Raw genomic sequence first — 23,461 nt, forward strand, 5'->3', positions numbered from 1 at the left:
GCAGGACTGATCCGGAACCCTAATGGTCACCGCATGGTTTCGCTCCTCGATTGCCTGCCTGTCATGTCCAGCGCAGAGTGAATGGCATCTCTCAAGTCAAAGTCAGACTTTACGAGATTGATTTTGCCCTGCGTTATCCGTGACACATCGAGCAGGTCGTCAACCAGCCCGAAAGGCGATCGGAAGTGAACGCGAGGGTAGCCTGTCACAATCCTGTAGTCGTTCCTATGCTATCCGTTGGAAACGTTTCCACGGATCGGTTCCATGCCTAAGATCGCCAGCACGAGCGTAACAATCAAAGATGTTGCACAAGCGGCCGGATGTGGCATTGCGACAGCCAGTCGGGTGCTCAACAAGTCCGGCTCTGCCAGTGCTGACGTTCGCGAACGGGTGGAGCGTGCTGCCCGCGATCTCGGTTTCAGCTTTTCCGCACTTGGCAGGGCACTGCAAAGTCGCCGGTCGATGACTGTTGGCTGCCTCGTGCCATCGCTTGCCAATCCGGTCTTTGCCGAGGCCGTTCAGGGCATCCAGTCGGAGCTTCTCGGTTCGGGCTACCAGCTTTTGATTTCCTGCTCCAACTACGATGAAGCCGCTGATGATGCGGCCATCGAGATGTTGTTGTCGAAGGAAACGGACGCGCTTGTCGCAACCATGGTGGCACCCGACCGAAGCCCCGCCATGCAGGTTGCGCGCAAGCGTGGACTTCCCGTCGCGCTGATGTTTCATGATCCCATGGAGGGTTTCATCACCTCCTACATCGACAATTTCGAGGCCGCCAAAGAGGTGGCGCGGCACTTTGTCGAATTGGGCCACCAGCGCACCGGATTTGTCGCCTTGCGCTTTTCGACCTCTGATCGCTCGCGCAATCGCTACACCGGATTTCACGGCGAATGCATCGCTCGGGGCCTGCCGGCACCCGCCCTGATCGAGATCGGCGAAGCCGAGGCTGCCAAGCCTGAATGCCTGGCCGAAATCCTGGCGCAGCATCCGGATCTGACCGCGATTTTTGCCTCAAATGATTTCCTGGCAATCGCCGTGCAGAAGGCGGCCCGGCTGCTTGGCTGGCGGGTGCCGCAGGATCTCTCCGTTGCCGGCTTTGATGGCATTGAAGTGGGCCGGCTTCTTGAAGCGCCGCTTGCCACCGTCGAGACTTCGCCAGAGGCCATGGGCCGCCAGGCGGCTCGCTCAATTCTCGATATGTTGCAAGGAGGTGTCGCTGTTCAGCCGCCCGCCTTGCCATTCCATTTCCGGGCCGGCGCCACGCTTGCCGCGCCGAACCCGGAAAAAGGTGACGACGGTCGGGCTGCCACCCAACCGCCGTCTGCTCTCCCTGATGAACCTCACGCTCAACCAAGGATGAACCGATGAAACTTACCGTTCTTGCCGTTCTCTTCGCAACAGCCACGGCTGCACCCGCATTAGCCGAAGATGCCATCTGCTACAATTGCCCGCCGGAATGGGCCGATTGGGCTTCGATGCTCAAGGCGCTGGATGAAAAAGTCGGCGTGAAGATGCCGCATGACAACAAGAATTCCGGCCAGGCGCTCAGCCAGATGATTGCTGAAAAGGCATCCCCCGTTGCCGATGTCGCCTATTATGGCGTGACCACTGGCATTGCCGCCATCTCCGAAGGCGTTGTCCAGCCCTATAAGCCGGCCGGCTTCGACGAAATCCCGGAAGGCCTGAAGGATCCGGAAGGCAACTGGTTTGCCGTTCACTATGGCACGCTCGGCATGTTCGTGAATGTCGATGCGCTGAATGGCGCGCCTGTGCCGAAGTGCTGGGCAGACCTGACCAAGCCTGAATACAAGGGCATGGTCGGCTATCTCGATCCGGCATCGGCCTTTGTCGGTTATGCTGGTGCTGTTGCCATCAACCAGGCCTTCGGCGGTGATCTCAACAATTTTGAGCCTGCCATCAAATACTTCAAGGATCTGGCAGCCAATAGCCCGATCGTGCCGAAGCAGACCTCCTTTGCCCGCGTCGTCTCGGGCGAAATCCCGATCCTGTTCGACTACGACTTCAATGCTTACCGCGCCAAGTACAACGAGAGCGGCAAGTTCGAGTTTGTCATGCCCTGCGAAGGCACCGTCCGTGTTCCCTACGTCATGAGCCTTGTCGCTGGTGCGCCCAATGCAGAGGCCGGCAAGAAGGCACTCGACTTCATTCTTTCGGATGAAGGCCAGGCCATCTGGACCAATGCCTATCTGAAGCCGGCCCGTCCTGTGGCCCTTCCGGCCGAGGTTGCTGCACGCTTCCTGCCGGACAGCGAATATGAGCGCGCCGTCTCCGTCGACTATTCTGCGATGGCCGCTGCCCAGAAGGGCTTTGGCGAACGCTATCTGGCCGAGGTGAAGTAACATTCAGGCCGGGCAGGGCGTTCAGCGCTGCCCGGCCTTCGCCTTAAGGAGCCCACCCCCATGTCATCCCGACTGTTTGTCAGCCTGTGCCTTGTGCCACTGGCCATCTTTGCTCTGGCTTTTCTGGCCCTGCCCATTGCGCGGCTGATCCTGGCCTCGGGTGAGGGAGAGGCGGGCTGGGCAATCTATTGGCAGATTTTGCAGACGCCGCGTTACCTGACGACCTTGATCCAGACGGTGCTCGTCTCGTTCGCAGTCACACTGGCAGCCCTTCTGGTCTCGACCACGGTCGGCGTTTTTCTGACCCGCAATCGCTTCGTCGGCCGCTCGATCCTCCTGTCGATCCTGACGCTGCCCCTGGCCTTTCCCGGTGTCGTGGTCGGCTTCATGATCATACTTCTTGGCGGACGTCAGGGCCTGTTCAATGCGATCTTTCCGGGAGAGGCTGTCTTTGCCTATTCCATCTTCGGGCTCTTCCTCGGCTATCTCTATTTCTCGATCCCGCGCGTGCTGCTGACCGTCATGGCCGCTGCTGAAAAGATCGATCCCGCGCTCGAAGAGGCGGCGCGCACGCTCGGTGCACCACCGCATCGGGTGGTGCTCGATGTGCTCTTGCCAGCACTAGCACCTGCGCTGATTGCCGCTGGCGCCATTGCCTTTGCAACCGCCATGGGCGCCTTCGGCACAGCCTTCACCCTTGCCACCGATATCGATGTGCTGCCGATGGTGATCTATACCGAGTTTACCCTGTCGGCGAATATCGCCATGGCTGCCGCCCTTTCGGTCTGCCTCGGCGTGGTGACCTGGGCAATCCTGTTTGTGGCGCGGATCTTCTCCGGCTCAACCATTGCTGCGGGAGGCTGAAGGCTATGCGCAAAGGTAAAGCACTGCAGTTGATTGTCACCCTTCTGGCCGCGGCATTCCTCCTGGTGCCGACCATCCAGTCGGTTCTGGCGGGTGTGACGGTCAACTATTTTCAAGGGTTGAAATCGGGTCTGACACTCAAATGGATCGTCGAGGTCTGGGACCTCTATGCCGGTTCGATCTTTCTGTCTCTTGGCATTGCGCTCGCCTGTCTCATCGTCACGCTGATCATCGGGGTCCCCGCCGCTTATGCCATGGCCCGCAATCCCGGTCGTCTGACCCGGGCACTCGAAGAGTTCATCTCTCTGCCGCTTGCCATTCCAGGTCTTGCCCTGGCCTTGGCCCTGCTCCAACTCTACGGCACCTACAAGGGTTTTCGCATGAGCTGGACCTTCATTCTGGTCGGCCATGTTCTTTACACGCTGCCCTTCATGGTCCGCTCCGTCATGGCCGTTCTGGCGGCGATCGACTTGAAGTCGCTGGAAGAGGCAGCGGCAAGCCTTGGGGCGGGGCCGGCGCGGCGGTTTGTCGATGTCGTCGTGCCCAATGCGCTGCCGGGCATTCTGGCCGGTGCGCTCACCGTGGTGACACTGTCGATCGGCGAGTTCAACCTGACCTGGATGCTGCACACGCCTTACCTGAAAACCCTGCCGGTCGGCCTTGCCGACAGCTACGCCTCCATGCGGCTCGAGATCGCTTCGGCCTATACGCTGATCTTCTTCGTGATGATCGTGCCCCTCCTTCTTGCCATGCAATGGGCCAGCGCCCGTGCCCAGAGGATCACACAATGACCCTTGCCCTTCGCAACATCGCCAAAACCTTTCCCGGCGGCACCCGCGCGCTTCAGCCGACTGATCTTGATATAACGGAAGGAGAAATCGTCTCGCTGCTCGGGCCATCCGGCTGCGGCAAGACAACACTGCTGCGCATCATCGCAGGCCTAGAAACGGCTGATGCCGGAGCCTCGATCCGTTTCAACGGCAGCGATATGACCGACCAGCCGGTGGAACGGCGCAAGATCGGCATGGTGTTTCAATCCTATGCGCTTTTTCCCAATATGTCGGTGCGCGGCAATATCGGTTACGGCCTAAAGATGCAGGGTCTGGCACGCCCGGAAATCGAAAGCCGAGTTGATGAGGTGATCGCCCTTTGCCGGTTGGAGCCCTATGCCGCGCGTTCGATCACGGCACTTTCCGGCGGCCAGCGCCAGCGTGTGGCGCTTGCCCGCGCCTTTGCGCCGCGCCCACGGCTTTTGCTTCTCGATGAACCCTTGTCGGCGCTCGATGCCGCCTTGCGTACGACCTTGCGGGATGAGCTTGCAGGCCTGCTGAGGCAGTTCGGCATCACCGCTGTCTTCGTTACCCATGATCAGGATGAAGCCATGGCGATTGCCGATCGGGTCGCCGTCATGTGCCAGGGCCGGGTCGAACAGATCGGCACGCCGGAGGCGCTTTACCGCGCACCGGAAAATGCGTTCGTTGCGCGCTTCGTCGGCAATTCCATGCCGCTTGGCGGTCACATCTTGGGGGCAAATCTGCGTCTGCCGGGCGGTGCCCTGTCGCTGCGTGCGCCCGCCGATGGCAAGGCCGCCTTTGTCCGCGCCGAAGACGTGAAGATTACAGATGACGGCCCCTTGGTTGCACGGGTCGAAACCGTCACCTTCCTTGGCACGCATTACCGCATCGCCTTGTCAGGTGCGGCAGACGACATCCTGTTTTGCCTGCATCAGGGCCTGAGCGCGCCGAAACCCGGTGATACTGTCCATCTTTCGATCGCGCCGCAATCCATCCTTACCCTCAACCTTTCAGAAAGCAGCCGCCTGAATGCCAGCCTTCATCCAGATCAGTGATCCCCATATTGTTGCCAAAGGCGCGCTTGTTTGCGGCCATTCCGATACGGCAACTGCGCTGCGCACCGCGGTTGCCTCGATCAACGAACGCTTGGCTGCGCTCGGGGCTGTCGATTGCGCCATCGTCACCGGCGATCTGACAGAGCATGGTACGGACGAGGAATATCAGCATTTTGCCGAGATCATGGCCGATCTCGCTTTGCCCTGGCTTGCCATTCCCGGCAATCACGACACGCATGAGGGCATGCGAAAAGCCTTTGGCGGTTCTGACTGGATGTCAAAATCCGGTCCCATTCACTGGATGCGCGATTTTGGCCCCTTTGCCGTCATCGGTCTTGATACGCTGCTTGAGGGGGCGCATCACGGCTGGCTGTCTGAGGAGGGCTTTGCCTTTCTCGATCAGTGCCTTGATGAACTGAACGGTCATCCAGTGATTGTCGCGACCCATCATCCGTGGCTGCCCTGTGGCATCGTGCCCATGGATCAGGACAATCTACGCAATGGTGCGGCCCTAATGGAGCGGCTGGAACGTTATAGTGGCGTTGCAAAGATGATTTCCGGCCATGTTCACCGCGCAATCACCGGCCAGATCGGCAAGGTCAGCTGCCTGATCGGTCCATCCACGGCCCATTCCGTCAATCGCGATCGGCGGGATGGAGCAGTGCATGCGCTTGCCATCGAACCGGGCGGTGTAACCCTGCATGCCTGGCTTGATGCCCCGCAGGAGATGCTGATCTCCGATGTCTTGCCCTTGACGCTGAAGCCGGCCGTCTGGCCGTTCGATGGCCCTTAGGTGGGCCCGTGCGGGGGGCAGCCCGGACTTATGCCTTAGTCAACGCCGAGCTCTCGCGGAAGTTATAGGTGCCGTTGATAGAGGGGATTCCGAAATCAACGGAAACGTCAGTCAAGACCGCATTTCAGGAGGTGATTTTGGCTGACCGGGAGCTGGCGGATATGGAATGGCGGATCATCGAGGGGCTGTTGCACCAAACGCGGTAGAAAGGGCCTGCACTCGTAGGATAATCGACAACAAGTCGACGGCATGCTGCATGTTCTTCGGGTCTGATGCCCCCGGCGCGACATGCATGAGCGCCACGAAAAGTGGAAGGCTATGCATCTGCGCTTCCGCCCTTGGGCCGAAGAAAGCGTCTGGGACCCTCCGCTTGAGGCATTCGTCGAACGGAGGCTGACAGATGGCTGGCAGCATCAGTTCAACAGTTCGTAGCCATCCTCAGGCTATGGGATGAGACCCATGCTTCTTTAGGGGGTCCATCCCAATTACACGTCTGCATGCGACTAGCCGACATACAAGGATCGAAGCTGCATCGAACGGATGCTCAATCATCTCAAGCGTTCCGTCGCGTGGCGACCCGATAGAACAAGACACGAAAGTCCTTCTGCGCATTCCCCGCTCCGGTTGCCGCAAATATATGGTGGCTATCCTTTGTCTATAGGTCTGAGGGTATTGGCAAAAATTAGAGTTTACACGCTGGACTGTTTCGTACTTAAAGATGCAAGGCGCGCGCGAGCAGGCTGCCGCATCTTCAACTGGGGTTTTGATGAGGGATTGAAAAATGCGGCTGCTTGCACTTTGCGTCGTCGTCGCGATCGTAATTACGATTGTCTTGATCATTGCGACGATCAACGCCTGAGCCCCGTCGGCAATACTTCGAAATCGGGGTAGAGCCGATAGGTGCCTTACAAGCCTGGTACCCAGTTTTTTTATCGCGATCGCACCGCAAGTTGTGTAGCCAGAACACTTGGTCGATTGCTCTTGCGACGCCTGGGCGACCGTTGTCTAATCGTCATTGATCGGTATCATCGACGGTCAGAAGTTTCGTCAGCGTCTTTCGCCATTGCTGGTCGTCGCTGAGATTGGCCTGCTCAAGGATCATTTCCAGAACACGCTCAGCCAGGATGATCTTCAGCCTGGCGTTTTCAGCCTTTAGTGCAACCAAACGATCTTTCTGAGCAGAGCCCGTGGCTGTCGTCTTTGACAGCCAGTAGTAGAAGGTCGATCTTGCTATGCCGTATTTGCGGCATAACTGGGCGGCCGGCATGCCTTCTTCATACTCTTGCAGCACCTTCTCCATCGTTTCCAGGTCAATTTGGTCTTTTTTTGCCATGCCAGATCCGCCTCCGATCGCAAGGAATGCTTTTGCCTTCAACTCAGGCCCCCCGGCGATATGGTCCGGTGCAAAGGCCAAGGTCAAGCCGATCAGCGCATTTGTCGCGGAGCCCGTCGATATCGCGGAAGCTGCGGTTTTGGGCATTCTTTGGCGCGAAGATCAGTTCCTGAGAACGCTTTTGATGAATTGGCAGCGGGGAGATTGTGAATGCGCGTTCGAATTCAGCATCTCGTCAGCGTTTTTGAGGGGGGGCGTTGTGTCTTGGCCCTTCCGGCCGACCACTGTTTCGAACTGCAACGAAACGCGACAGGAGATCGAACCAGAAGGGTGCGCCAAGTGTCACGGCAAAGGCCGTCAGCACGAGGCCCAGGCATTTCGACAGATACTGGCCAACAGTACTGCCAAACGGCTGGGACTCTGGCCAGCCAAGTGGCAGAGGAAGGGCTTTATCGACTTGTGCAATAGAGGGCAGGCTCGGCGAGCCCCGTGACAGCCCTTCAAAATACTGAGCGACTGCCGCGCGCAAGGTCTCGTCGTACCAGAGCATGCGGGCAATCTCTAGGCTATCGGCATTCAGTGCTGAGGCCAAGATCAATGCGACTGCGAAGGACAAGAGCGACATCCAACGCTTGTAGACGCCTGAGGCACGCGCCATTACCTGGTCGAACCATCGACCCAACTCGGTCTTGGCTTCCTCGATGGAGGAGTTTAGATCCAAACCAAGACTTTGAAAAATTTGGAGAAGCGGAGAATCCTTGTCGATCCTCTCGAAGGCCATCGCGATTGGTCGGGCTGGGCGATCGGGACCATCTGAACTACCAACCTTGCCAAGCGCATCGATCAATGCGACTGCGAAATCATGGCGTTCAAGGTAGCTCGGTGCCTCCTTTGCACCGATCGCGCGTCCCCGAACGATGTTGGGTCCTGGGTCATCCAGACCTCGCCGCGACAGACTTCGGATCAGGTTGGTTTGCCAAAAGGCATTGCGTATCCTTTCGTCCCCGAGCGCGCGCGAAAGCTCGTGGTAAAGGTTGCGAGCCCTTAATCGTGTCAAGCCTGCTATTGCTTCGTTAATGCTCGTGCAGATCAGGCTCAGCAAGAGATAGACCATCATCAAGCCGATGGTTGTATCCACTGCGGTAGAAAACAACATGGGTTTCTCCGATTCAAGCTCTCCATGCTTGGTCAACTTCGCCCCGCAACCTGCTGTCCTGACGATCTTTGTTCTCGTCGCGGCGGACAGGCAGATCACACGGCGGCTGGCAGGCATGATGCGTTTGGGGACGCGAAAAAGGCTCATGGAAGATCATCACTGCCTTTGAGGCCAAGGGCCGCCCCGTATGGACGAGACGGCCCGTCTCGATCAGTAGGTCGTGTCCGTGATCTTGCTTTGCTGAGGTGTCGACCGCGCTTTCGGCATTTCGTCGGCTTGCTGTCGCATGCCGCTGTCAAATATGTCATTGGCGATGCCGAGACCCAAGGGGACGCCGCCGATCGGCAGTGGGTCGCCGGCGTTCCGCTTTGCAGTCCAGACATGCGAATAGCCGACATCGGCAGGGTCCTTGTAGCGCTCGCGCCCGTCGGCATCGCGACCGCTTCCGGTATCGCGATAGTCAAAGGCGTCGAAACGCCAGTGGACACCCAGCCAAATCCGGCTGAACGCATTTTCCCATATTGCATGCCAGAGGGACGAGAAGTTGCGCTTCACATAGGTCCGAACAAGCCCTGGCTGGTCCTCGATCGGCGATGAAGGATCGTAAGGCTGATGCAAGTCGCGGCTTACGCCATTCATCTCCTCCGACACAAATGTGAAACCGATGTCGTCGACCCCATTTCTGTCAACAGCGGCCGTCCCGTTCGAGGCGTAGTAGAGCCTTGCCATCTGAAAGCATGCTGCGCCAAAGGTTGCATGGCCTGAGGGATAGGCGGGGAAGGGTGGTTTGAAGCTCAGACGGTTGGAGTTTGTTTCTGGCGCACCAAGTGCGAGCCAGAACGGATCGGCAGGCGGCGTCACCATTGTGCTTCCGGTCTCGGAGGCGAATGCGCTTGCGTCGTGTTGGCGAATGCCAGACAATGGGCGCCAGAGATCGTGGCGGTATTTTTCGGCCCAGGCGAATTTGCCTGCATCCGCCATCGCCACATTGGCAAGCGCAAACAGCCGGACGAACTCTTTGCTTCTGTCGAAGTCGCTCAGCGAGGCATCGCTCCTCGACCAGGCGATATTGCGCAGGATCTGATTGTAAAGACGCGGAGGTGTTCCGATGAGATTGGCTCCATCATAAGCCCAGAAATAGGCCGCCACCGTCTCGTCTGCCGTCCGATGCGTTGTGTTCAGGAGCGGTGTGCCGCCAAGCCGCTGGACCTCCTCCAGTGCTGCTGTGTATTCTGGATCCGGTAGTCTTGGCCAGTCTGCGATCCGATGGCCATCCGGATCGGTCGCTGCAAAGGTTCTCACGGTCTCGCCGTAAAAAGGGCCGTGATAGACACGCTGTGCCTTTTGTCCTTTTGAAGGGTCTCGAGGATCAATGTCCACACGGCGGACAGGGTTGAGCGGCTCGTCATCGAAGTGATAGCGACCTCCCCGGGGCCTGTAGTCGCCCTGATCGGCGCCCGGCTCGCCTGGCAATACCGCAAGTGCTGCGTGGACTTTCTCGGCAATGGTCACGCCATAGTGATGTGCCGGCGATCCTGCTGCAATTGCCACACCGAATGGGCTCTTGAAGTTGCGCATCGCTTCGCGCAGCGCATTGCTTGCCACGTCACAAACCTCGCCTGGGGCACAGTATAGTCGCTCAAGGATTGTAATGGCGGCAGCGGTGAGGGCTGCATTGGCATTTACTTCTGTTGCCTGGATGGAAGGATCAAGTGGCGGACGATTGACGTCTCGCAACCAGGTTGCGGGAGACGAGTGTTCGTCATGACCGAGAGCGCCGAAGAAAGCGTCGTGCATGGCAAGATGAAGAAGCCCCAGAGCTCGAGAGCTCATGGTAGGGCCACCTTGCGGGCCGCGAAGCGAATGCGTGATACGGTTCATTTGAAGGCCGGCATGGTTCCAGTACAGGACGGGAAATGCGTTAAGCCCGGCAGGTTCGTCGACATCAGGTAGAACAAGCATCGGTTTCTCCATCTGGCTGCTTGATTTCAAGCGTTTCAATGATGCGTGGATCTCAGCGAGCCATTCACCGACTTGGTGTCCAAGCTTGCTGTTGGGCGAGAAAGTGCCAATTGAGCGCGCCCTCGGCGTTGGGGGCAGGATGGGGCACATCGTAAAGGACGCTCTCGCCATCCACTGAGCCCCGGCTATGCGCGTGGCGTCCGATGGCCGTCAGGTGGAGCCTTGAGCCGTCCATGTGCAACACCGCCATGCCGTCTGCCGGAAAGAAGCGGCCCGGCACCGTCAAGCCAGCCGGTAAATGCCGCAGCATCAGGAATTGGGGCCTGTCGGCGCTGTTCTCCGCGAGGATGGCAAAGATCGAGTTTTGCTCGCTGAGGTTATCTGGCGCCGCTTGAGTGTCGCGAGCTACCGGTGTGGCGGTATCCGAGATGATCAGATATTCGCCCCCTGGACCCCGTCGCTCAGCAATCAACCATTCCTCCACAGGAGCATTGGTCTGATGCGGGGCTTCATAAGGGCCAACACGCAGACTATTGAGCATTGCGATGCGAAAGTTATCGGGCGTCATCAGCAGCCTCCTTCAAGCTGCTGCGACTGTGCCTTTGATCCGTGAGCCCACGGTCAATCTATCGTCAAAACATCGTTAAATCAGAGCGACTGACCAAGATCGACCAGCACTCACGATGTGCCAACAGCTTCCGGGAAATCCTCAAAAAGCATAGAGAGTGCCGGACTGCTGCTGTCAAAGTGGGCCGTGATGTCAGCAAATACGCGACTGTGGCGAATTATCGCTTCCACGGCGAGTTCGGTGATTTCCTCGCTTTCGAACACATGGGGAATAATCCGGCGCAGAAGCGTCCAGGAGGCGATATTGTCGCTCATATAGTGAACGCCGGCAAAGACCCGTCGATCGCCCCAATCGACCATATATTTCTGCAGCCGTTCTCTCTCCGCAGCTGTCGGCTTTTGTCCCGCCTTGATCAGTTGGTCGTAAACCGTGCAGCCACCGAGGATACCTTGCATGCAATGACCGCTGGGAAAGGCCGGATGCTGACCCGTATGGACGTTGCGATGGGCCGTAACCCAGCGAAAACCAGGCAGGTTTAAGGCGGTCGCCGCCGCTCTGGGGCGCGGTCGCTGGAAATATTCTTTCAACCCGAGGACCTCTGGCCGCTTGCCTGCAGCATCTTGCAAGAACATTCTTTTAAATGCTGTCGCTTCGACCTCAGGCCCCCCATACAAAGGATAGTTCGCGGTGCCGTCCTTGCCCGTCCGGTATTCGATTGACGTCGATACGGAACTTGGCAGCTCAAGGCCGCTATAGTCTGGATGATCGAAACGAGCGTCTTCAATACGATAATGCCAGAGATGGTCCCGGCGCGGCCCTTCGAAAGGAGTTTCTGCGCCCGTCAAATCAGACAGGATGCCCAGTGTGTCGCCGCCGCCCTGATAGAGACGAATAGCAAGCTGCAACTCGCTTTGTGTTTCATGTTCCGCAAAGCTGGCAGCCTTTCCCCTCCAGCCGCCATTTTCCCAACGCGGCCAGATCTTGTCTGCAACCTCGGCCATCCAAGCGGTAATGATCGTCGGATAGCTGTCATCGGTCGTGGGCCAGTCCCTTGGCACCGTCTCCGGCGGCATGATCTGGAGCTTGAGTGCGTCATGCATGACGCCGTAGGGTGCCAGCCTCATCGGTGAATTCCTCCGCTATTTGAGCCCCAATGTCCGGGCCGCGTGTAAGGTCAGCTCCCGATGGGCCGGATTGACGATCGGATAGTCGCTGGAGCGCAGCATATCGATGGAAAGATCGGGCTCGCGAGCCATCAGCGCGTTCAACTTGTCCCGACCCTTGGAGGTCTCTCCAAGAAGCGCGTATCCGGTCATCAGATCCATGATCGTCGGGCGGAACAGGATATGCTCAAGCGAGGCTTCCCCAGATTGTATTGCCCTGCGGATTTGACCGGCCATCAGGTTGGCAAATTGTTCGATCGCCAGGGCAAAGGCCTGGGCGACAGTGCCGCGGCACAGCAAAACTGCCGTTCTCGCTGCTCTCACAGCCTCGCTGGCCTTGCCGCAATAGGTCAGCGCAATCGCGTAGAAAATCCAGCAAGCGCCATGCCCTGGAAGCAAGCGCACGGCCTCTTTGGTTAAAGTCAAATTCCGTTCAAGGTCGTGTAGCAGAAACCCGTAGCTGTGGCCGGCCATGGCCAGGGTCAGGCCGTTTTCAGGCGATAGCCGCATGGCTGTGCGGAAGCACTCCATGACCTGATGACTGTCTGGGGCCAGATGCCCCTTGCGATCGTTCAATTGCAGGAGATGCCCGATGCCAAGCAAAGCGTGACTGAGCCCGGTCTCTTCTGCGGCAAGCGCCGCTTCGCCGCATCCGATGATGTCGCGAGGCATCATCGATCCCGGAACCAGCATGCCCAGGAGTGCCTGACAGCGATTGGCATGGGCGCTCCATTGTGCGCCCTTCAGGCTGTTTGCCTCAATTCGAATGGCAAAGTCCTGCAGCAGGTGAACGATCTCGTACTGAACATTCCTGATTACATACCAACGCTTCGGCGCGATTTCGCGTCGGACCTGCCATTTGAGTGAGCCAAACCCGTCAGTGACGGAGAGAGATAGGCTGCCAGTGGATCCCATGCGAAGGATACGGACACGTGTCACCAGGTCCGTCGCGCGCACTGGGCCGCAATCGCGCTCGGCGCCAATCACCACAGGAAGACCGATGATCGAAAGTGCTTCGATGATCTTTTCAACCAAGCACTCGCCGATCTCGCTCAGCCCCTCATCGGCCGTAGAGCTCAAGGACAAATGCACATACCAGCGTCTGTCCGGCTGACTTGGGGGCTCGGCCAAACCCCACCTGAGGGCGCGCCTCTCAAACTCGCTACGTGTCTGCCGCAGCCAATCATTGAAGCCCTCCTCCCGCAGATCAAAACCGCGCAGGATTTCACCCTGGCAGCCCGGCGCAAGATGATCGAAATCGACATGATTCCGCTCTAGCCAGATCCAGGTGCGATCCGCAGAAAGAACCTCGGTCTCGCTGTTCAACAGCGTTCGAAGCGTGGTCAGCGACTGTCGCAGGCTGGCTGCAGCCTGAGCGGGACCGCGATCGCCCCATAACTTGTCTTGTAGCCATGTACGCGTTTGACGATGGTTGCGGGTCAGGGCAAGCATTGCCATAAGCGCGCAGTCCTTTCGGCCCGCCGGCCTGATCGACCGCCCGCTGCGATCTACCAGGTCGAAGGCGCCAAGGACTTTTACTGAAAATGGTTTCGACGATCGCATTGGGAACTCGTCGTTTCGTGTTTTATCAGTTGGTCTGAGCGCTGGATGTATTGAAGAATGTCAGATTTCTATATTGAAGTATATCATTGTTGAAAATTTCAAATTAAGCAACGTATTGTTGCAAGAAATTCTGAAACCCAATCCGTACTGATTTTCTTGCGTAATTTTTCCTGTTTAGTATTTTTTCTAAGAAATATAGGAAATAAATCTTAATTTACTGGCTGTGAGCTTGATTTTTATAGTGCTTAAAATTTGTTATTCTGGATAATGGTATCATATTGGCGGTCCAGTGTTGCGTGATGGTAAAATGTATAATGCGGCGCAGCAAAGAATTTCATGCCTTACGTTCTGCTTTCGGTTGGTCGCTAATCATTGATCGCCAAGCCGTAAGTCTGTCGCCTGACATTTCTGTCACCGAAGAACAGGCACCATATGTCACTTAGCCGTTTTGCCAGTCTGCAATGCTGATACCAAGTGTCGATGATAGGAACCGATAGGATGGCTTATTGCGGGTTTCTGGCTAGGCGCGGCGCGCCGGGCGATGCTGTGCATCGGCCAAGCGGCGCAACAACGCCAGGGGCCTGCAATAAGCCACCTTTGGTCGGCTTCCCGCCCGTTCTGGCGTCGTCGAGCTCCTTGACCGATGCGTCAGCATCGCTCTTCGGACCTCGCCTAGCCAGAAAGGGCGGTCGAGCCGATCCTATGGGTTCCTATCATCGACACTTGGTATGAAGCCCGTTTTGGTGTGTAGATTATGGAAATATCCGGTTTCTTGAGCGCATTATCGCGTCTGCTTGAGCTGTCGTCTCTCTGGCCTTTCGATTGCACCTTGATGCAATTCGCGCGATGATTGGATGTTTTATTTTAGGAGTAAATCTATGCGTAAAGCCCCCGATGCTATCGACCGTCATGTTGGTGCCCGCATTCGACTGCGCCGCAACATGCTTGGGGTAAGCCAGGAAAAACTGGCAGAGGGATTGGGACTGACGTTCCAGCAGGTGCAGAAATACGAAAAAGGCACCAACCGCGTTGGTGCAAGCCGCCTTCAGCACATCGCGGCGATCCTGGATACCCCGATCAGCTATTTCTTCGAAGAGGCCCCGAGCCCGTCGGCCTGTGCAATTGAGCATCAGGGCGATACACCAACTGAGCTTTTGACCTCAAAGGACTGTCTCGCGCTTGCCCGGGCGTTCGTTTCGATCAAAGACGAGACGGTTCAGCAAAAGGTGCTCTCGCTCGTGCGCTCGCTCGGTTCTGGCAAGGCTGCCCCGGATGCGCTTGAGGATTGGGTACAGTCTAGGTCTTGATTCTCTCTTCCAACACAGCTTTGTGCTGGTCTGCCCGGAAACTTCTGGCCTGAACTGGCAGGCCGTCTCCTAGCCGGCAGCACGACTTTTTGATGGCGCGGCAAGCATTGTCATGCGTGGCACGCGATCAATAGCCACTCTTACAAGAGACGAAAACGAAAGACCTGTTTGGCATCTGCTGGAGATCTCACTCTAGAGCGATCCATCGAATGCCTTTGGAACCGCCATTCCCTGTTCTGTAAGCGTCGCCAATTGGCCATTTCCTTTACACATGGCTTGTAAAACTGACGGGCCAGGAGGACACCGAACCTAACAAGCTCGAGCAGGATGAGATGAACGGCGCAGCATCTTTTTTGGTCGTCAACTTTGTCGTCGCACTGTCATTCAGTGTGGTTTTTGTCGTCGTGGCAAGGCGCAGTCACTCGCGCACGGCCGTAATTTGGCTGGGCGCAGGATTTGGTGTCGCATCGCTTTCAGCAATTTGCGAGCTACTGGTCGCCTATGCCGGTCCGACCCGCTTTTGGGCACTTTGCGCTTTTGCCACGGTACTATGCGGTATGGTCATGCTGACGATCGGTATCGGTCAGATGTACGGGCGTCGCATTTCATTGCCGATCGCCTCAGTTTATGTTCTGGCGAGTGTCATGCTGGCGCACATGATCTATGAACTGCCGCGCGGTACGCCTTTGCAAGCCTTGCTCTATCAAAGTCCGTTCGCGCTGGTTGTTCTTGTGGGCGCGATCACGGTGATCCTTGCGCGGCAACGGACCACCCTCGACCTTTTCCTGGGCATCCTCCTGACCATCACAAGCGCACATTTCTTCGGCAAAGCCGGGTTGGCGGTCTGGGTTGGCTCCGGAGCGACGGCCAAGGATTATGTCCACACCAACTATGCTCTGATTTCGCAAAGCCTCACGGCTGTGTTGATCGTCACCGTCGGCTTGACGCTTCTGGCAAAGCTTGTCCTTGAAATACTGGCTGTTCACAGGACGGAATCGGAAGTTGACATCCTGTCAGGGCTCGCCAACAGACGCGGTTTTGACAGGCAGGTCAATGAAGCGCTTCAGCGGCATGGGCGAGGGCGGCATGCCATCATCATCACCGATCTCGATCACTTCAAGCGCATAAACGATACCTACGGACACCATGTGGGTGATACCGTGATCCGGGCCTTTAGCGAAGCCTTGCGCTCTCAGGCGCCGCAAGGCTCTGCGCTCGGTCGGCTAGGAGGAGAGGAGTTCGCCGTCTTCCTTCCCCAGACTTCTGAGCATGAGGCAGGTCGATTGGCTCTGAAGTTACGTCATGCGACGATGTCACTGGAAGGACTGCCGCCGTCGTTGCGTGTAACTGCCAGTTTCGGGATAGCAGTTGTCTCGTCTATCGCTGATCTTGACGAGGCCTATCGTGAAGCTGATGTTGCGCTTTATCGGGCCAAGGGCGCGGGGCGCAACAGGGTCGAATTGGCGACCAGTGCGGCGCAATCGGTCGCGTCACCGTGTTAGCACTTGACGTGCGGCGGGGTTCAGAAGGCAGAGTTTTCTATCCCATCCAAATTTGGCTTGATGAAGTTCCATAACATACATTATGCGATCTTTGTTTGTAGCCGCAAAGTTAGAATGTCCTGTTTCTGCAAAGTTGGAATGTCACACTCCCCGGTCCTGAACGATGCCTGGGAGATTGCAGATGGGATTGATAGCGATGAGCGAGCGTGATCTGCAGCGGATCGAGATTCTGTCGAGGGTAGTTGCCGGGCGGATGACCACGGTTTCAGCGGCGCATGTGCTTGACCTGAGCGAGCGTCAGGTACGCCGGCTGCTGGAGCGTATCCGGACCGGCGGCGCGGCGTCGATCCGGCACAAGGCGATCGGCCGGCCCTCAAACAATCGGATCAGTGACGGGGTTCGCGATTATGCGATAACGCTGGTCCGCGAACGTTATGCAGATTTCGGTCCGACGTTGGCAGCCGAGAAGCTGACTGAACGCGATGGCTTGCGTGTGTCGCGCGAGACGGTGCGCGGTTGGATGTCCGATGCTGGGCTGTGGTTGTCGCGCAAGCAGCGCCGGACGTTTCATCAACCGCGACTGCGGCGCGAAGCCTATGGCGAGCTGGTGCAGATCGACGGGTCAGAGCACCGCTGGTTCGAGGATCGTGGACCATCGTGTTCGCTGCTGGTGTTTGTCGACGATGCGACCGGCAAGTTGATGCAGTTGCGCTTTGTGCGTTCCGAAAGTGCCTTCACCTACTTCGATGCGCTGGAGCTCTATCTCAAGCGTCACGGCGCACCGATTGCCTTTTATTCGGACAAGCATTCGGTGTTTCGGGTGGCGAAGAAGGATGCCAAAGGTGGCCAGGGCATGACGCAGTTCGGACGTGCGCTTTGCGAGTTAGATATCGAGATTCTTTGTGCAAACTCGAGCCAGGCCAAAGGCCGTGTTGAGCGGATGAACCGGACGCTGCAGGATCGTCTGGTCAAGGAGCTGCGGCTCGCAGGGATCGCGACAATGGAGGCGGGCAATGCGTTTCTGCCTGTTTTCATGGAGGACTACAATGCGCGTTTTGCGGTTACCCCTGCCCGTTCGGACGACCTGCACCGGCCGCTGAATCTGGCGCCGGATCGGTTGACGGAGATCCTGTGCAAGCGCGAGCAGCGCTATGTCGGATCGCAACTGACGTTCTCGTTCGAGCGTAAGCGGATCATGCTGGAAGAGAGCGAATTGACGCGTGGTCTGGTTGGCAAATATGTCGAGACCTATGCCTATGCCGACGGTCGCCTGGACATTCGCTGGAAAGGCCATTCCCTGCCCTACACGGTGTTCGACAAGGAGCAGCGCGTGACGCATGCGGCGATCACCGAGAACAAGCGGCTGGGTGACGTATTGGCCTATATCAGGGAGCGCCAGGAAGAGGATGACAAGCCGAAGGTGAAGAGCAACAGCGACAAGAATGGCTACGTCAAGCGCCTGGGCAAGCCTGGCCGGCGGACGGATTTCACGAATGATCCGGCGGTGATTGCGAGACGGATGAAGGCGCTGTCGCGTCAGGACGCTGCGGAGTGAAGTACCGACAATCGCCTCAAAGCTAAAGCCGAAGCGGAGTTCCCCACCCGCCCCGATCTGATCTTGCAAGCGGGTCTGCCGCTCAGATCGGGGCTGATCGTGGTGCTGTGTGGCGACTGCTGCGGACATTTTAACTTTGCAGCACAGCGGACATTCCAACTCCTCCGCCACATTGTTTGTAGCCGGGTACATTCTATTTCCAAGTGCGACAGTTGGGTCAGCTAGAGATGCGACAGTCTCGCCTCTTGATGCACTGCTCACTGAACAAATACCCGGCGCCCGCTATCCGCCGATTTATTTCTAGTGAAGGATCTCGGAAGGGTCTTCAATCCCGTGGTCGATGCTGCGGAGATAAGCGGCGATCTCGAGCTGGAGGTGGCTTCGATCACCGTATCGCTCGCAGATCGCGTTAACTTCGTCACTGACGCTTTCGCTCAACTCTTCAGGCAAGACAAATTCGGCGATCACGTAGGTTGATCGACCAAGTGCATAGATCGGACAACCGGTTGCCAAGATTTCGGCTACAAATTCGGGGATCTGATCCGCTGTCATCCGTATCTCGCACGTCCTTCAGTTCTTGAAGATAGCACTTTCGTCATTCCAATCCTACACATAGCGGAAATAGTCGAACTATGCCCTTCCCGCTTATCGGTCCAGGCGTGCTTGTCGCGCCTGACACGACCCTGATTTGTGCGCACCTCGTCAAGGGCGCTGCGCCTGGCCGAAGGATCCGATCATTCAGCTGCACTCATCAACACGAATACTCTCCGGCCGAAAATGAGCGGAGGGTAAATGCAAGCGGGCGAAATTAGTCCAGCCGTCTCATGCGCAGCGGGCCATTGGGTCCTTGCGCTTCACTGAGTTGCAGTTGGAAGAAGAAACGTCAGCTGATGGTTAGGACTTGTCGTCACCGACGTTCACCGCCGTGTGATTTCCTTCCCGCTCGTCTTTGAGACCTTTTGCTATGTCGGCGTCCAGCTGTCCCCAGATTGAAGGTTTCGGTCCATCGGGTTTGGGTTTGCGGGATGGTTTGCGCTCAATGATGAACGATTTTGTCTGCTGACGCATTGATCCTCCAGGCTGCGATTCGCCGTAGCATCGTTATCGCAAGGCGTGTCGGGGGCAAGCGGGCAATGCGCTGCTTCAGGATTGTTTCCCCAGTCGGCACAAGCGGGAGCGGTGGTGCAAGTAGCCCATGGCCATCGTGCCTGCACCTTGTCTGCGAGAATGCGACGAAATGGCCCTTCCCTCATCACTTCCCTTTGATGGTCTCTGGCCGCCCTTTGCGGGCTCGATGAGGCATGTCTGACCGCAGATCGGCTGCGCCTCGATCGTCTGGCCGCAACGGCAGTCGCAGATTTCTTGCCCCGGAGCGAAAGCTTGCCCACTCGCTGGAACGAGCGGGGCAGGCTTCAAGGCCCTCCTCGCCCTCCAACAAATCTGCACCTTGCCGCCCTCCATTGCATTGCGGCCTTAATCAGGTGCGGTCCGATCGTCACCGGTCATTGTGACAGCCATCGAGGCCGCGATGGGCGTGGCCCGAATACGAGAAGAAGGAATGAGTACAATGGCAACCATCGGCACCTTCACTGCAAACGAGAACGGCTTTACTGGCTCCATCCGAACACTTGCCCTTAACGTAAAGGCGCGCTTCGCCCGGGTCGAGAACCCCTCCGATAAGGGCCCGCAGTTCCGCGTCTATGCTGGAAGCGTTGAGCTCGGCGCGGCATGGCAGAAGCGCTCCACCGAGACTGACCGCGACTATCTCTCGGTCAAGCTGGACGATCCAAGCTTCCCTGCTCCGATCTATGCCACGCTGACTGAGGTCGAGGGCGAGGACGGCTACCAGCTCATCTGGTCGCGGGCGACCAGGGACTGACGGGGATCTTGAGGCTCCGCAATTTGCGGAGCCTCTTTCCAGTCAACTCACTGGTTCTGTTTATGGTATCGGATGGCCAATTCCACCGGCAGCCGCGAGGATTGATCAGAAAATCGCTTGAAACAATGCGACTGGACGAGCGATCTTCAGAAGATAATCAAAGCAGTAATCACTGCCTGCTGATACGGTGCGCATAGACGGAGACGACGCAGCCTAGCAAGCATCTCTTATCGCGATTGCGACTATGTTTAGCCCTGTGTCACTCGTCAAAGCAATGATCCGAAAACTTGTGAAGACGCAATCGCAGGCGCCATTTATCATGCTATCATCACGTTTGAACTGATATACTGCAGACGCTGCGGGTCGATGAAGGTTTTGTGGGCGACATGAACAGACGGTGGTTGCTTATCGTACTTGCATTTATCCCGGAATGCAGCCCTTTTGGCAACAATTTGATCGCTGCTTGTGAAGATCTCATCAAGCAACAGTTGACTGCGCCATATATATATCATCGCGTCGACATTCATATGAATGTGGATCGGGATGATCCTGGTCCAACAAACTATGCTCTCGTAATTACTTATGAAGTATCCACAGCGCCGGCCAGCATCAACCGTGATCAGGTCATATGTAGATACTTCAGTCAGGACGGAAACGTGTTGGACGCCAGTATCGATAATGTGACTCTCATATATATGAGCCGCTGACGAGTCTTCTGTTCGGCCCTCTATTTCCGAGCTTTCGCTGCTTGGGATCTGGGCAGCTTTGACTTGCAACGAAATTCGAGCGCCGTGCAGCGCGCGTCGTGTCCTCTCTCCTCAGTGCACAACACCTGCATTGCTTCCTGGCTGCGAATTTAGGCAGGCCGACCACAATGGCGTCTTGTGGTAGACGCCGTCCTGGATGGAATCGCGGTCTTCACGCTGCTCATATAGCAGCCCGAGCCAGCAAAGGCGTCGCAGATAGCCGTATTTCAGGTCCATTTTCAAAGGCCAGGCTTTCACAAAGATCTCCACATCTGAAAGGGAGGCCAGATCGGGATTGAGAGCTCGCAGGAGTTCGTTTGGTGAACAGCCGTGATCTGCCTCGACTTCGAGCCGTTCCAGAAGTGGCTTCCAAAAAGGCATGCGCTCTCGCACCTCCCTCGCCTCTTCGCCCTCGCCTACGTGAGAATAGAGATACTGCGCAGCGATAGAATTGAACTGCGGTCGAGGATTAGCCAGGAACTCAAGGCCGCGTTTGCTTGGAACCAGACATTTCTTGTCCAGGCGAAGAAATTTCAGGCGTTGCAACAGGTCGCGCACTGGCCACAGAGGCGGCATGTCACTTTGGTCCAAAACCTTGTTTACACTGTAGAGATCTGCTTCGCCAAAGCCTGGCCACTGGAAACTGACTGCGGCCCAATGCACGAATTTGCGGTTCATGGCGCCCGCGGGTGTCAAGCCAATGCCGTCATGGGTCTCAGCATAGGACAGAGCGAGCAACATTCCCCTGAAGACTGGGGAGAGTGCTGCCACATCAAGGTTACCATCAAGCCTGATTTCTGGAAGCATTTAAGCCCTGTTCCCGACGCGTTCTGTCAAAATGAAACACTGGAACAGCAAGAAGATCTCTTGCTGAAAAAGCAACCCCTCAACGTTTCGATCTGCCTTGCAGCATCTGTCTGAACAAGCGCTTAATTGCAACAAACGAGTCCATGAGCATTTGTCTGGCATAAGGCGTCGCCTCTGCAGCTAGTGCAGAGAATATTTTCGGGCTTTAGGCGATCCCTGTCCATGGACTTTATTTTCGATCAGGTATCGATCTTGCGGCGTGAAGTCGTCAAAGCCTTCAATTGTCGCTTCATGCCATAGAATACGGTGGCCTTCGCATTTTGCACTGATTGTAGCGATCAGATGGCCATAGATTATGACGTCGAAGAATAACCGGCGTTTGTCTTTGCTAAGAATTTCGACAAGGTTTGAGATCTCGAGCCCCACCATCGTACCCGCCCACTTGCCTCCCTTACCTTCCCTTGACCATCGCCAGCGCCGCGCTTGAAGATTTGCATATGATGTAAAGCAAAGATAGGGGCTGGGCGCTTTGGTCGAAGACGGTTTGCGCCAGCCTTATCTGGTATTTTGGCGGCTGAAGGCCAGGCTTACCACGCGCACTTCCATGCAGGCCCTGATCCCGCGATTGGACTCCGGGATCTGATAGCATAATGGCCGGAAGTAAGTTGCTCTGCCTATCGATTAAACTCGGCTTAAGGCATGGGGCGGGCGACCGCATCCTCAGGATACGGTAGCGCCTTGGGGTGCGCTCGGTCATGGGGAACCGCGCCCAATGTATAGTTTAAGGGCATTAACGCGGAAAAAGCGATAGTCTTTTGAGCTCTGTGAATGTTCTTTGTTCATATCCTGAGAATGCTCACCGTGCGCACGGACGCCGCCTTCTCAACAGGCTCAGCAGACATGGCCGCTCTGGATCTGGCTAACCTGGGGGTATCGGTGTTTTTGACAGGGCGTGATATCCGCAAACAGTTTGATGGAAAGACCGCCGATGAAGGAAGACAGGATGAACCTGCGCTTGCTTGAGGAGCGATGCTAAGCTGATTGGCTTTGCGCCGTGATGCACGCCTTGTTCATTGACAGTCCGCTCAACAGATCTGCAAGCCTATCTGGACCGGTCGCGGCATGGCAGTCGCGGAGGTGAACCTCCACCGCCTTATCGCGGCCAAGTTCAATATCGCAGCTAATGCTCTGCCAAGCGTAAACACAGCCGCCGTTCGCGCCAAGCTTACCAGTTGCCGTGCCATAGGCGCCATAGAAGTTCTGTCGGACGCCGGGATCTATGCTCATCGCCACACCTGGGAACTCACGCCGCCGCGTGCCCGGCAGAAATCGATGACGATACAATCTGGAAGGCCGGCTCCTGACCTTGCAGACGCTGCATCTGTCCCGGCTCGCGGCATGGTGTGGATCCTTAGTTGCAAACCGCGGCTCACAAGGGGCCCTAAAGCACCGCCTACTTGGAACGCAGGGTGGACGCTTGCGCAAAAGCGGGTGTTCTGTCCCGCTATGGGGTTTATATGTCGATCGCGTCTGGCCTGGTTGTCGGTCTCGACCCTGGCCTTTGTCGCGGGCACGGTCGATACCCCCTCGCCTTTTTTTGTCTCAGAAGCTCCAGAAACAGGCTAACGGCCTCTTCCTCCCGTTCGAAGGATTGGATCCTCCTTTGTCCGCCCTTGCCAATCCTGCCCCAAGCCCTGGTCAGGCAGATTTCGCCAAACAGGCTTGTCGAAATTTCCATAGCATAATAGCGCGCCATCTTCCTCGAGGCGTCGGTCCGTTCAACATATAACTGATAGGGCTGTGTGATCATGGTGGCAGCATCGAGAGTTTTGCAAGATGCGTCCAACGAGAGTTATGAATCGGTTCGAGGGGACCGATTCATGTTCTTGATCTATCGCCTCCTCGGGTAATGGACATTGCAGGAGGCAGGATGTCAGGCTGCCGGATGAAATGAATGAGGACGGGCCGACATCTTGGAACTGTGGACATTCAGGCCAGACACGCGGCCCTTCCGCCGTCCAGAGCAGCTTTTGCAGACGGGCGCAGCGGGTTTG

General features: G+C 56.9%; 22 protein-coding genes. 11 read left to right on the forward strand and 11 right to left on the reverse strand.

Annotated elements, in window-relative coordinates:
• Positions 1-264 precede the first annotated feature (264 nt).
• Genes GH983_RS23810 through GH983_RS23835 form a run of 6 tightly spaced genes read left to right on the forward strand, consistent with a single transcriptional unit; the run spans position 265 to position 5,866 of the window.
• Positions 265-1,368, forward strand: coding sequence for a LacI family DNA-binding transcriptional regulator (locus GH983_RS23810; RefSeq protein WP_153763865.1), 1,104 nt, complete (start codon positions 265-267; stop codon positions 1,366-1,368).
• Positions 1,365-2,360: an ABC transporter substrate-binding protein gene (locus GH983_RS23815; protein WP_153763866.1), complete on the forward strand. Its 996-nt coding sequence runs from the start codon at positions 1,365-1,367 to the stop codon at positions 2,358-2,360. The genes GH983_RS23810 and GH983_RS23815 overlap by 4 nt, the downstream gene beginning before the upstream one ends.
• 60 nt (positions 2,361-2,420) lie before the next feature.
• Positions 2,421-3,224, forward strand: coding sequence for an ABC transporter permease (locus GH983_RS23820; RefSeq protein WP_153763867.1), 804 nt, complete (start codon positions 2,421-2,423; stop codon positions 3,222-3,224).
• Between the two features lie 5 nt (positions 3,225-3,229).
• Positions 3,230-4,015, forward strand: coding sequence for an ABC transporter permease (locus GH983_RS23825; RefSeq protein WP_153763868.1), 786 nt, complete (start codon positions 3,230-3,232; stop codon positions 4,013-4,015).
• The gene (locus GH983_RS23830) at positions 4,012-5,073 is read left to right on the forward strand and encodes an ABC transporter ATP-binding protein (protein WP_153763869.1); all 1,062 of its coding nucleotides are present in this window, start codon (positions 4,012-4,014) and stop codon (positions 5,071-5,073) included. Before GH983_RS23825 ends, GH983_RS23830 begins: the two co-directional genes overlap by 4 nt.
• On the forward strand, positions 5,048-5,866 hold the full coding sequence (locus GH983_RS23835) for a phosphodiesterase (protein ID WP_153763870.1): 819 nt from the start codon (positions 5,048-5,050) through the stop codon (positions 5,864-5,866). Before GH983_RS23830 ends, GH983_RS23835 begins: the two co-directional genes overlap by 26 nt.
• Positions 5,867-6,878: 1,012 nt before the next feature.
• Here the strand turns inward: GH983_RS23835 and GH983_RS23840 are convergent.
• From GH983_RS23840 to GH983_RS23865, 6 genes are all read right to left on the reverse strand, one after another.
• On the reverse strand, positions 6,879-7,346 hold the full coding sequence (locus GH983_RS23840; protein WP_153763871.1) for a transposase: 468 nt from the start codon (positions 7,344-7,346) through the stop codon (positions 6,879-6,881).
• A gap of 88 nt (positions 7,347-7,434) precedes the next feature.
• On the reverse strand, positions 7,435-8,502 hold the full coding sequence (locus GH983_RS23845; protein ID WP_153763872.1) for a hypothetical protein: 1,068 nt from the start codon (positions 8,500-8,502) through the stop codon (positions 7,435-7,437).
• A 63-nt stretch (positions 8,503-8,565) separates the two neighbouring features.
• Positions 8,566-10,488, reverse strand: a complete 1,923-nt coding sequence (locus GH983_RS23850; protein ID WP_153763873.1) for a vanadium-dependent haloperoxidase — start codon at positions 10,486-10,488, stop codon at positions 8,566-8,568.
• Entirely contained in the window at positions 10,382-10,885 is a 504-nt protein-coding gene (locus GH983_RS23855; RefSeq protein ID WP_153763874.1) for a hypothetical protein, read from the reverse strand. The genes GH983_RS23850 and GH983_RS23855 overlap by 107 nt, the downstream gene beginning before the upstream one ends.
• A gap of 110 nt (positions 10,886-10,995) precedes the next feature.
• Positions 10,996-12,009 (reverse strand): hypothetical protein, encoded by a 1,014-nt coding sequence (locus tag GH983_RS23860; RefSeq protein ID WP_153763875.1) that lies wholly within the window; start codon positions 12,007-12,009, stop codon positions 10,996-10,998.
• A 15-nt stretch (positions 12,010-12,024) separates the two neighbouring features.
• Positions 12,025-13,506, reverse strand: a complete 1,482-nt coding sequence (locus GH983_RS23865) for a hypothetical protein (protein WP_153763876.1) — start codon at positions 13,504-13,506, stop codon at positions 12,025-12,027.
• A 983-nt stretch (positions 13,507-14,489) separates the two neighbouring features.
• Here GH983_RS23865 and GH983_RS23870 point away from each other — a divergent pair.
• From GH983_RS23870 to GH983_RS23880, 3 genes are all read left to right on the forward strand, one after another.
• A complete protein-coding gene (locus GH983_RS23870) occupies positions 14,490-14,918 on the forward strand; it encodes a helix-turn-helix domain-containing protein (protein ID WP_153763877.1) in 429 nt (142 codons plus the stop codon).
• Between the two features lie 332 nt (positions 14,919-15,250).
• The gene (locus GH983_RS23875) at positions 15,251-16,420 is read left to right on the forward strand and encodes a diguanylate cyclase (protein ID WP_153763878.1); all 1,170 of its coding nucleotides are present in this window, start codon (positions 15,251-15,253) and stop codon (positions 16,418-16,420) included.
• A gap of 181 nt (positions 16,421-16,601) precedes the next feature.
• Positions 16,602-17,975: an ISNCY family transposase gene (locus GH983_RS23880; RefSeq protein ID WP_153762192.1), complete on the forward strand. Its 1,374-nt coding sequence runs from the start codon at positions 16,602-16,604 to the stop codon at positions 17,973-17,975.
• A 300-nt stretch (positions 17,976-18,275) separates the two neighbouring features.
• Here the strand turns inward: GH983_RS23880 and GH983_RS23885 are convergent, their stop codons facing one another.
• The gene (locus tag GH983_RS23885; protein WP_153763879.1) at positions 18,276-18,527 is read right to left on the reverse strand and encodes a hypothetical protein; all 252 of its coding nucleotides are present in this window, start codon (positions 18,525-18,527) and stop codon (positions 18,276-18,278) included.
• Positions 18,528-18,869: 342 nt separating this feature from the next.
• Complete coding sequence (locus GH983_RS24220; RefSeq protein WP_194842859.1) at positions 18,870-19,043, reverse strand: hypothetical protein; 174 nt, start codon at positions 19,041-19,043, stop codon at positions 18,870-18,872.
• Positions 19,044-19,542: 499 nt separating this feature from the next.
• Here GH983_RS24220 and GH983_RS23890 point away from each other — a divergent pair, with 499 nt between their 5' ends.
• Positions 19,543-19,854: a DUF736 domain-containing protein gene (locus GH983_RS23890; RefSeq protein ID WP_069044266.1), complete on the forward strand. Its 312-nt coding sequence runs from the start codon at positions 19,543-19,545 to the stop codon at positions 19,852-19,854.
• A gap of 818 nt (positions 19,855-20,672) precedes the next feature.
• Here GH983_RS23890 and GH983_RS23895 read toward each other — a convergent pair.
• Entirely contained in the window at positions 20,673-21,407 is a 735-nt protein-coding gene (locus GH983_RS23895) for a hypothetical protein (protein ID WP_153763880.1), read from the reverse strand.
• A gap of 828 nt (positions 21,408-22,235) precedes the next feature.
• Here GH983_RS23895 and GH983_RS23900 point away from each other — a divergent pair.
• Positions 22,236-22,430: a hypothetical protein gene (locus tag GH983_RS23900; RefSeq protein WP_153763881.1), complete on the forward strand. Its 195-nt coding sequence runs from the start codon at positions 22,236-22,238 to the stop codon at positions 22,428-22,430.
• Between the two features lie 9 nt (positions 22,431-22,439).
• Here GH983_RS23900 and bcsN read toward each other — a convergent pair whose 3' ends face one another.
• Both bcsN and GH983_RS23910 read right to left on the reverse strand, forming a co-directional pair.
• Positions 22,440-22,892 (reverse strand): cellulose biosynthesis protein BcsN, encoded by a 453-nt coding sequence (bcsN, locus tag GH983_RS24625; protein ID WP_371418519.1) that lies wholly within the window; start codon positions 22,890-22,892, stop codon positions 22,440-22,442.
• A 28-nt stretch (positions 22,893-22,920) separates the two neighbouring features.
• On the reverse strand, positions 22,921-23,217 hold the full coding sequence (locus GH983_RS23910; protein ID WP_153763883.1) for a WGR domain-containing protein: 297 nt from the start codon (positions 23,215-23,217) through the stop codon (positions 22,921-22,923).
• Between the last annotated feature and the right edge of the window lie 244 nt (positions 23,218-23,461).

Source organism: Agrobacterium sp. MA01, assembly GCF_009650195.1.
Lineage (GTDB): Bacteria > Pseudomonadota > Alphaproteobacteria > Rhizobiales > Rhizobiaceae > Allorhizobium.

Bases quoted from the DNA above. Each gene is read 5' to 3' on its own strand.
- GH983_RS23810 (WP_153763865.1), top strand. From the start codon at position 265: ATGCCTAAGATCGCCAGCACGAGCGTAACAATCAAAGATGTTGCACAA.
- GH983_RS23815 (WP_153763866.1), top strand. From the start codon at position 1,365: ATGAAACTTACCGTTCTTGCCGTTCTCTTCGCAACAGCCACGGCTGCA.
- GH983_RS23820 (WP_153763867.1), top strand. From the start codon at position 2,421: ATGTCATCCCGACTGTTTGTCAGCCTGTGCCTTGTGCCACTGGCCATC.
- GH983_RS23825 (WP_153763868.1), top strand. From the start codon at position 3,230: ATGCGCAAAGGTAAAGCACTGCAGTTGATTGTCACCCTTCTGGCCGCG.
- GH983_RS23830 (WP_153763869.1), top strand. From the start codon at position 4,012: ATGACCCTTGCCCTTCGCAACATCGCCAAAACCTTTCCCGGCGGCACC.
- GH983_RS23835 (WP_153763870.1), top strand. From the start codon at position 5,048: ATGCCAGCCTTCATCCAGATCAGTGATCCCCATATTGTTGCCAAAGGC.
- GH983_RS23840 (WP_153763871.1), bottom strand. From the start codon at position 7,346: ATGCCCAAAACCGCAGCTTCCGCGATATCGACGGGCTCCGCGACAAAT.
- GH983_RS23845 (WP_153763872.1), bottom strand. From the start codon at position 8,502: ATGAGCCTTTTTCGCGTCCCCAAACGCATCATGCCTGCCAGCCGCCGT.
- GH983_RS23850 (WP_153763873.1), bottom strand. From the start codon at position 10,488: ATGGCGAGAGCGTCCTTTACGATGTGCCCCATCCTGCCCCCAACGCCG.
- GH983_RS23855 (WP_153763874.1), bottom strand. From the start codon at position 10,885: ATGACGCCCGATAACTTTCGCATCGCAATGCTCAATAGTCTGCGTGTT.
- GH983_RS23860 (WP_153763875.1), bottom strand. From the start codon at position 12,009: ATGAGGCTGGCACCCTACGGCGTCATGCATGACGCACTCAAGCTCCAG.
- GH983_RS23865 (WP_153763876.1), bottom strand. From the start codon at position 13,506: ATGGCAATGCTTGCCCTGACCCGCAACCATCGTCAAACGCGTACATGG.
- GH983_RS23870 (WP_153763877.1), top strand. From the start codon at position 14,490: ATGCGTAAAGCCCCCGATGCTATCGACCGTCATGTTGGTGCCCGCATT.
- GH983_RS23875 (WP_153763878.1), top strand. From the start codon at position 15,251: ATGAACGGCGCAGCATCTTTTTTGGTCGTCAACTTTGTCGTCGCACTG.
- GH983_RS23880 (WP_153762192.1), top strand. From the start codon at position 16,602: ATGGGATTGATAGCGATGAGCGAGCGTGATCTGCAGCGGATCGAGATT.
- GH983_RS23885 (WP_153763879.1), bottom strand. From the start codon at position 18,527: ATGACAGCGGATCAGATCCCCGAATTTGTAGCCGAAATCTTGGCAACC.
- GH983_RS24220 (WP_194842859.1), bottom strand. From the start codon at position 19,043: ATGCGTCAGCAGACAAAATCGTTCATCATTGAGCGCAAACCATCCCGC.
- GH983_RS23890 (WP_069044266.1), top strand. From the start codon at position 19,543: ATGGCAACCATCGGCACCTTCACTGCAAACGAGAACGGCTTTACTGGC.
- GH983_RS23895 (WP_153763880.1), bottom strand. From the start codon at position 21,407: ATGCTTCCAGAAATCAGGCTTGATGGTAACCTTGATGTGGCAGCACTC.
- GH983_RS23900 (WP_153763881.1), top strand. From the start codon at position 22,236: ATGTTCTTTGTTCATATCCTGAGAATGCTCACCGTGCGCACGGACGCC.
- GH983_RS23910 (WP_153763883.1), bottom strand. From the start codon at position 23,217: ATGATCACACAGCCCTATCAGTTATATGTTGAACGGACCGACGCCTCG.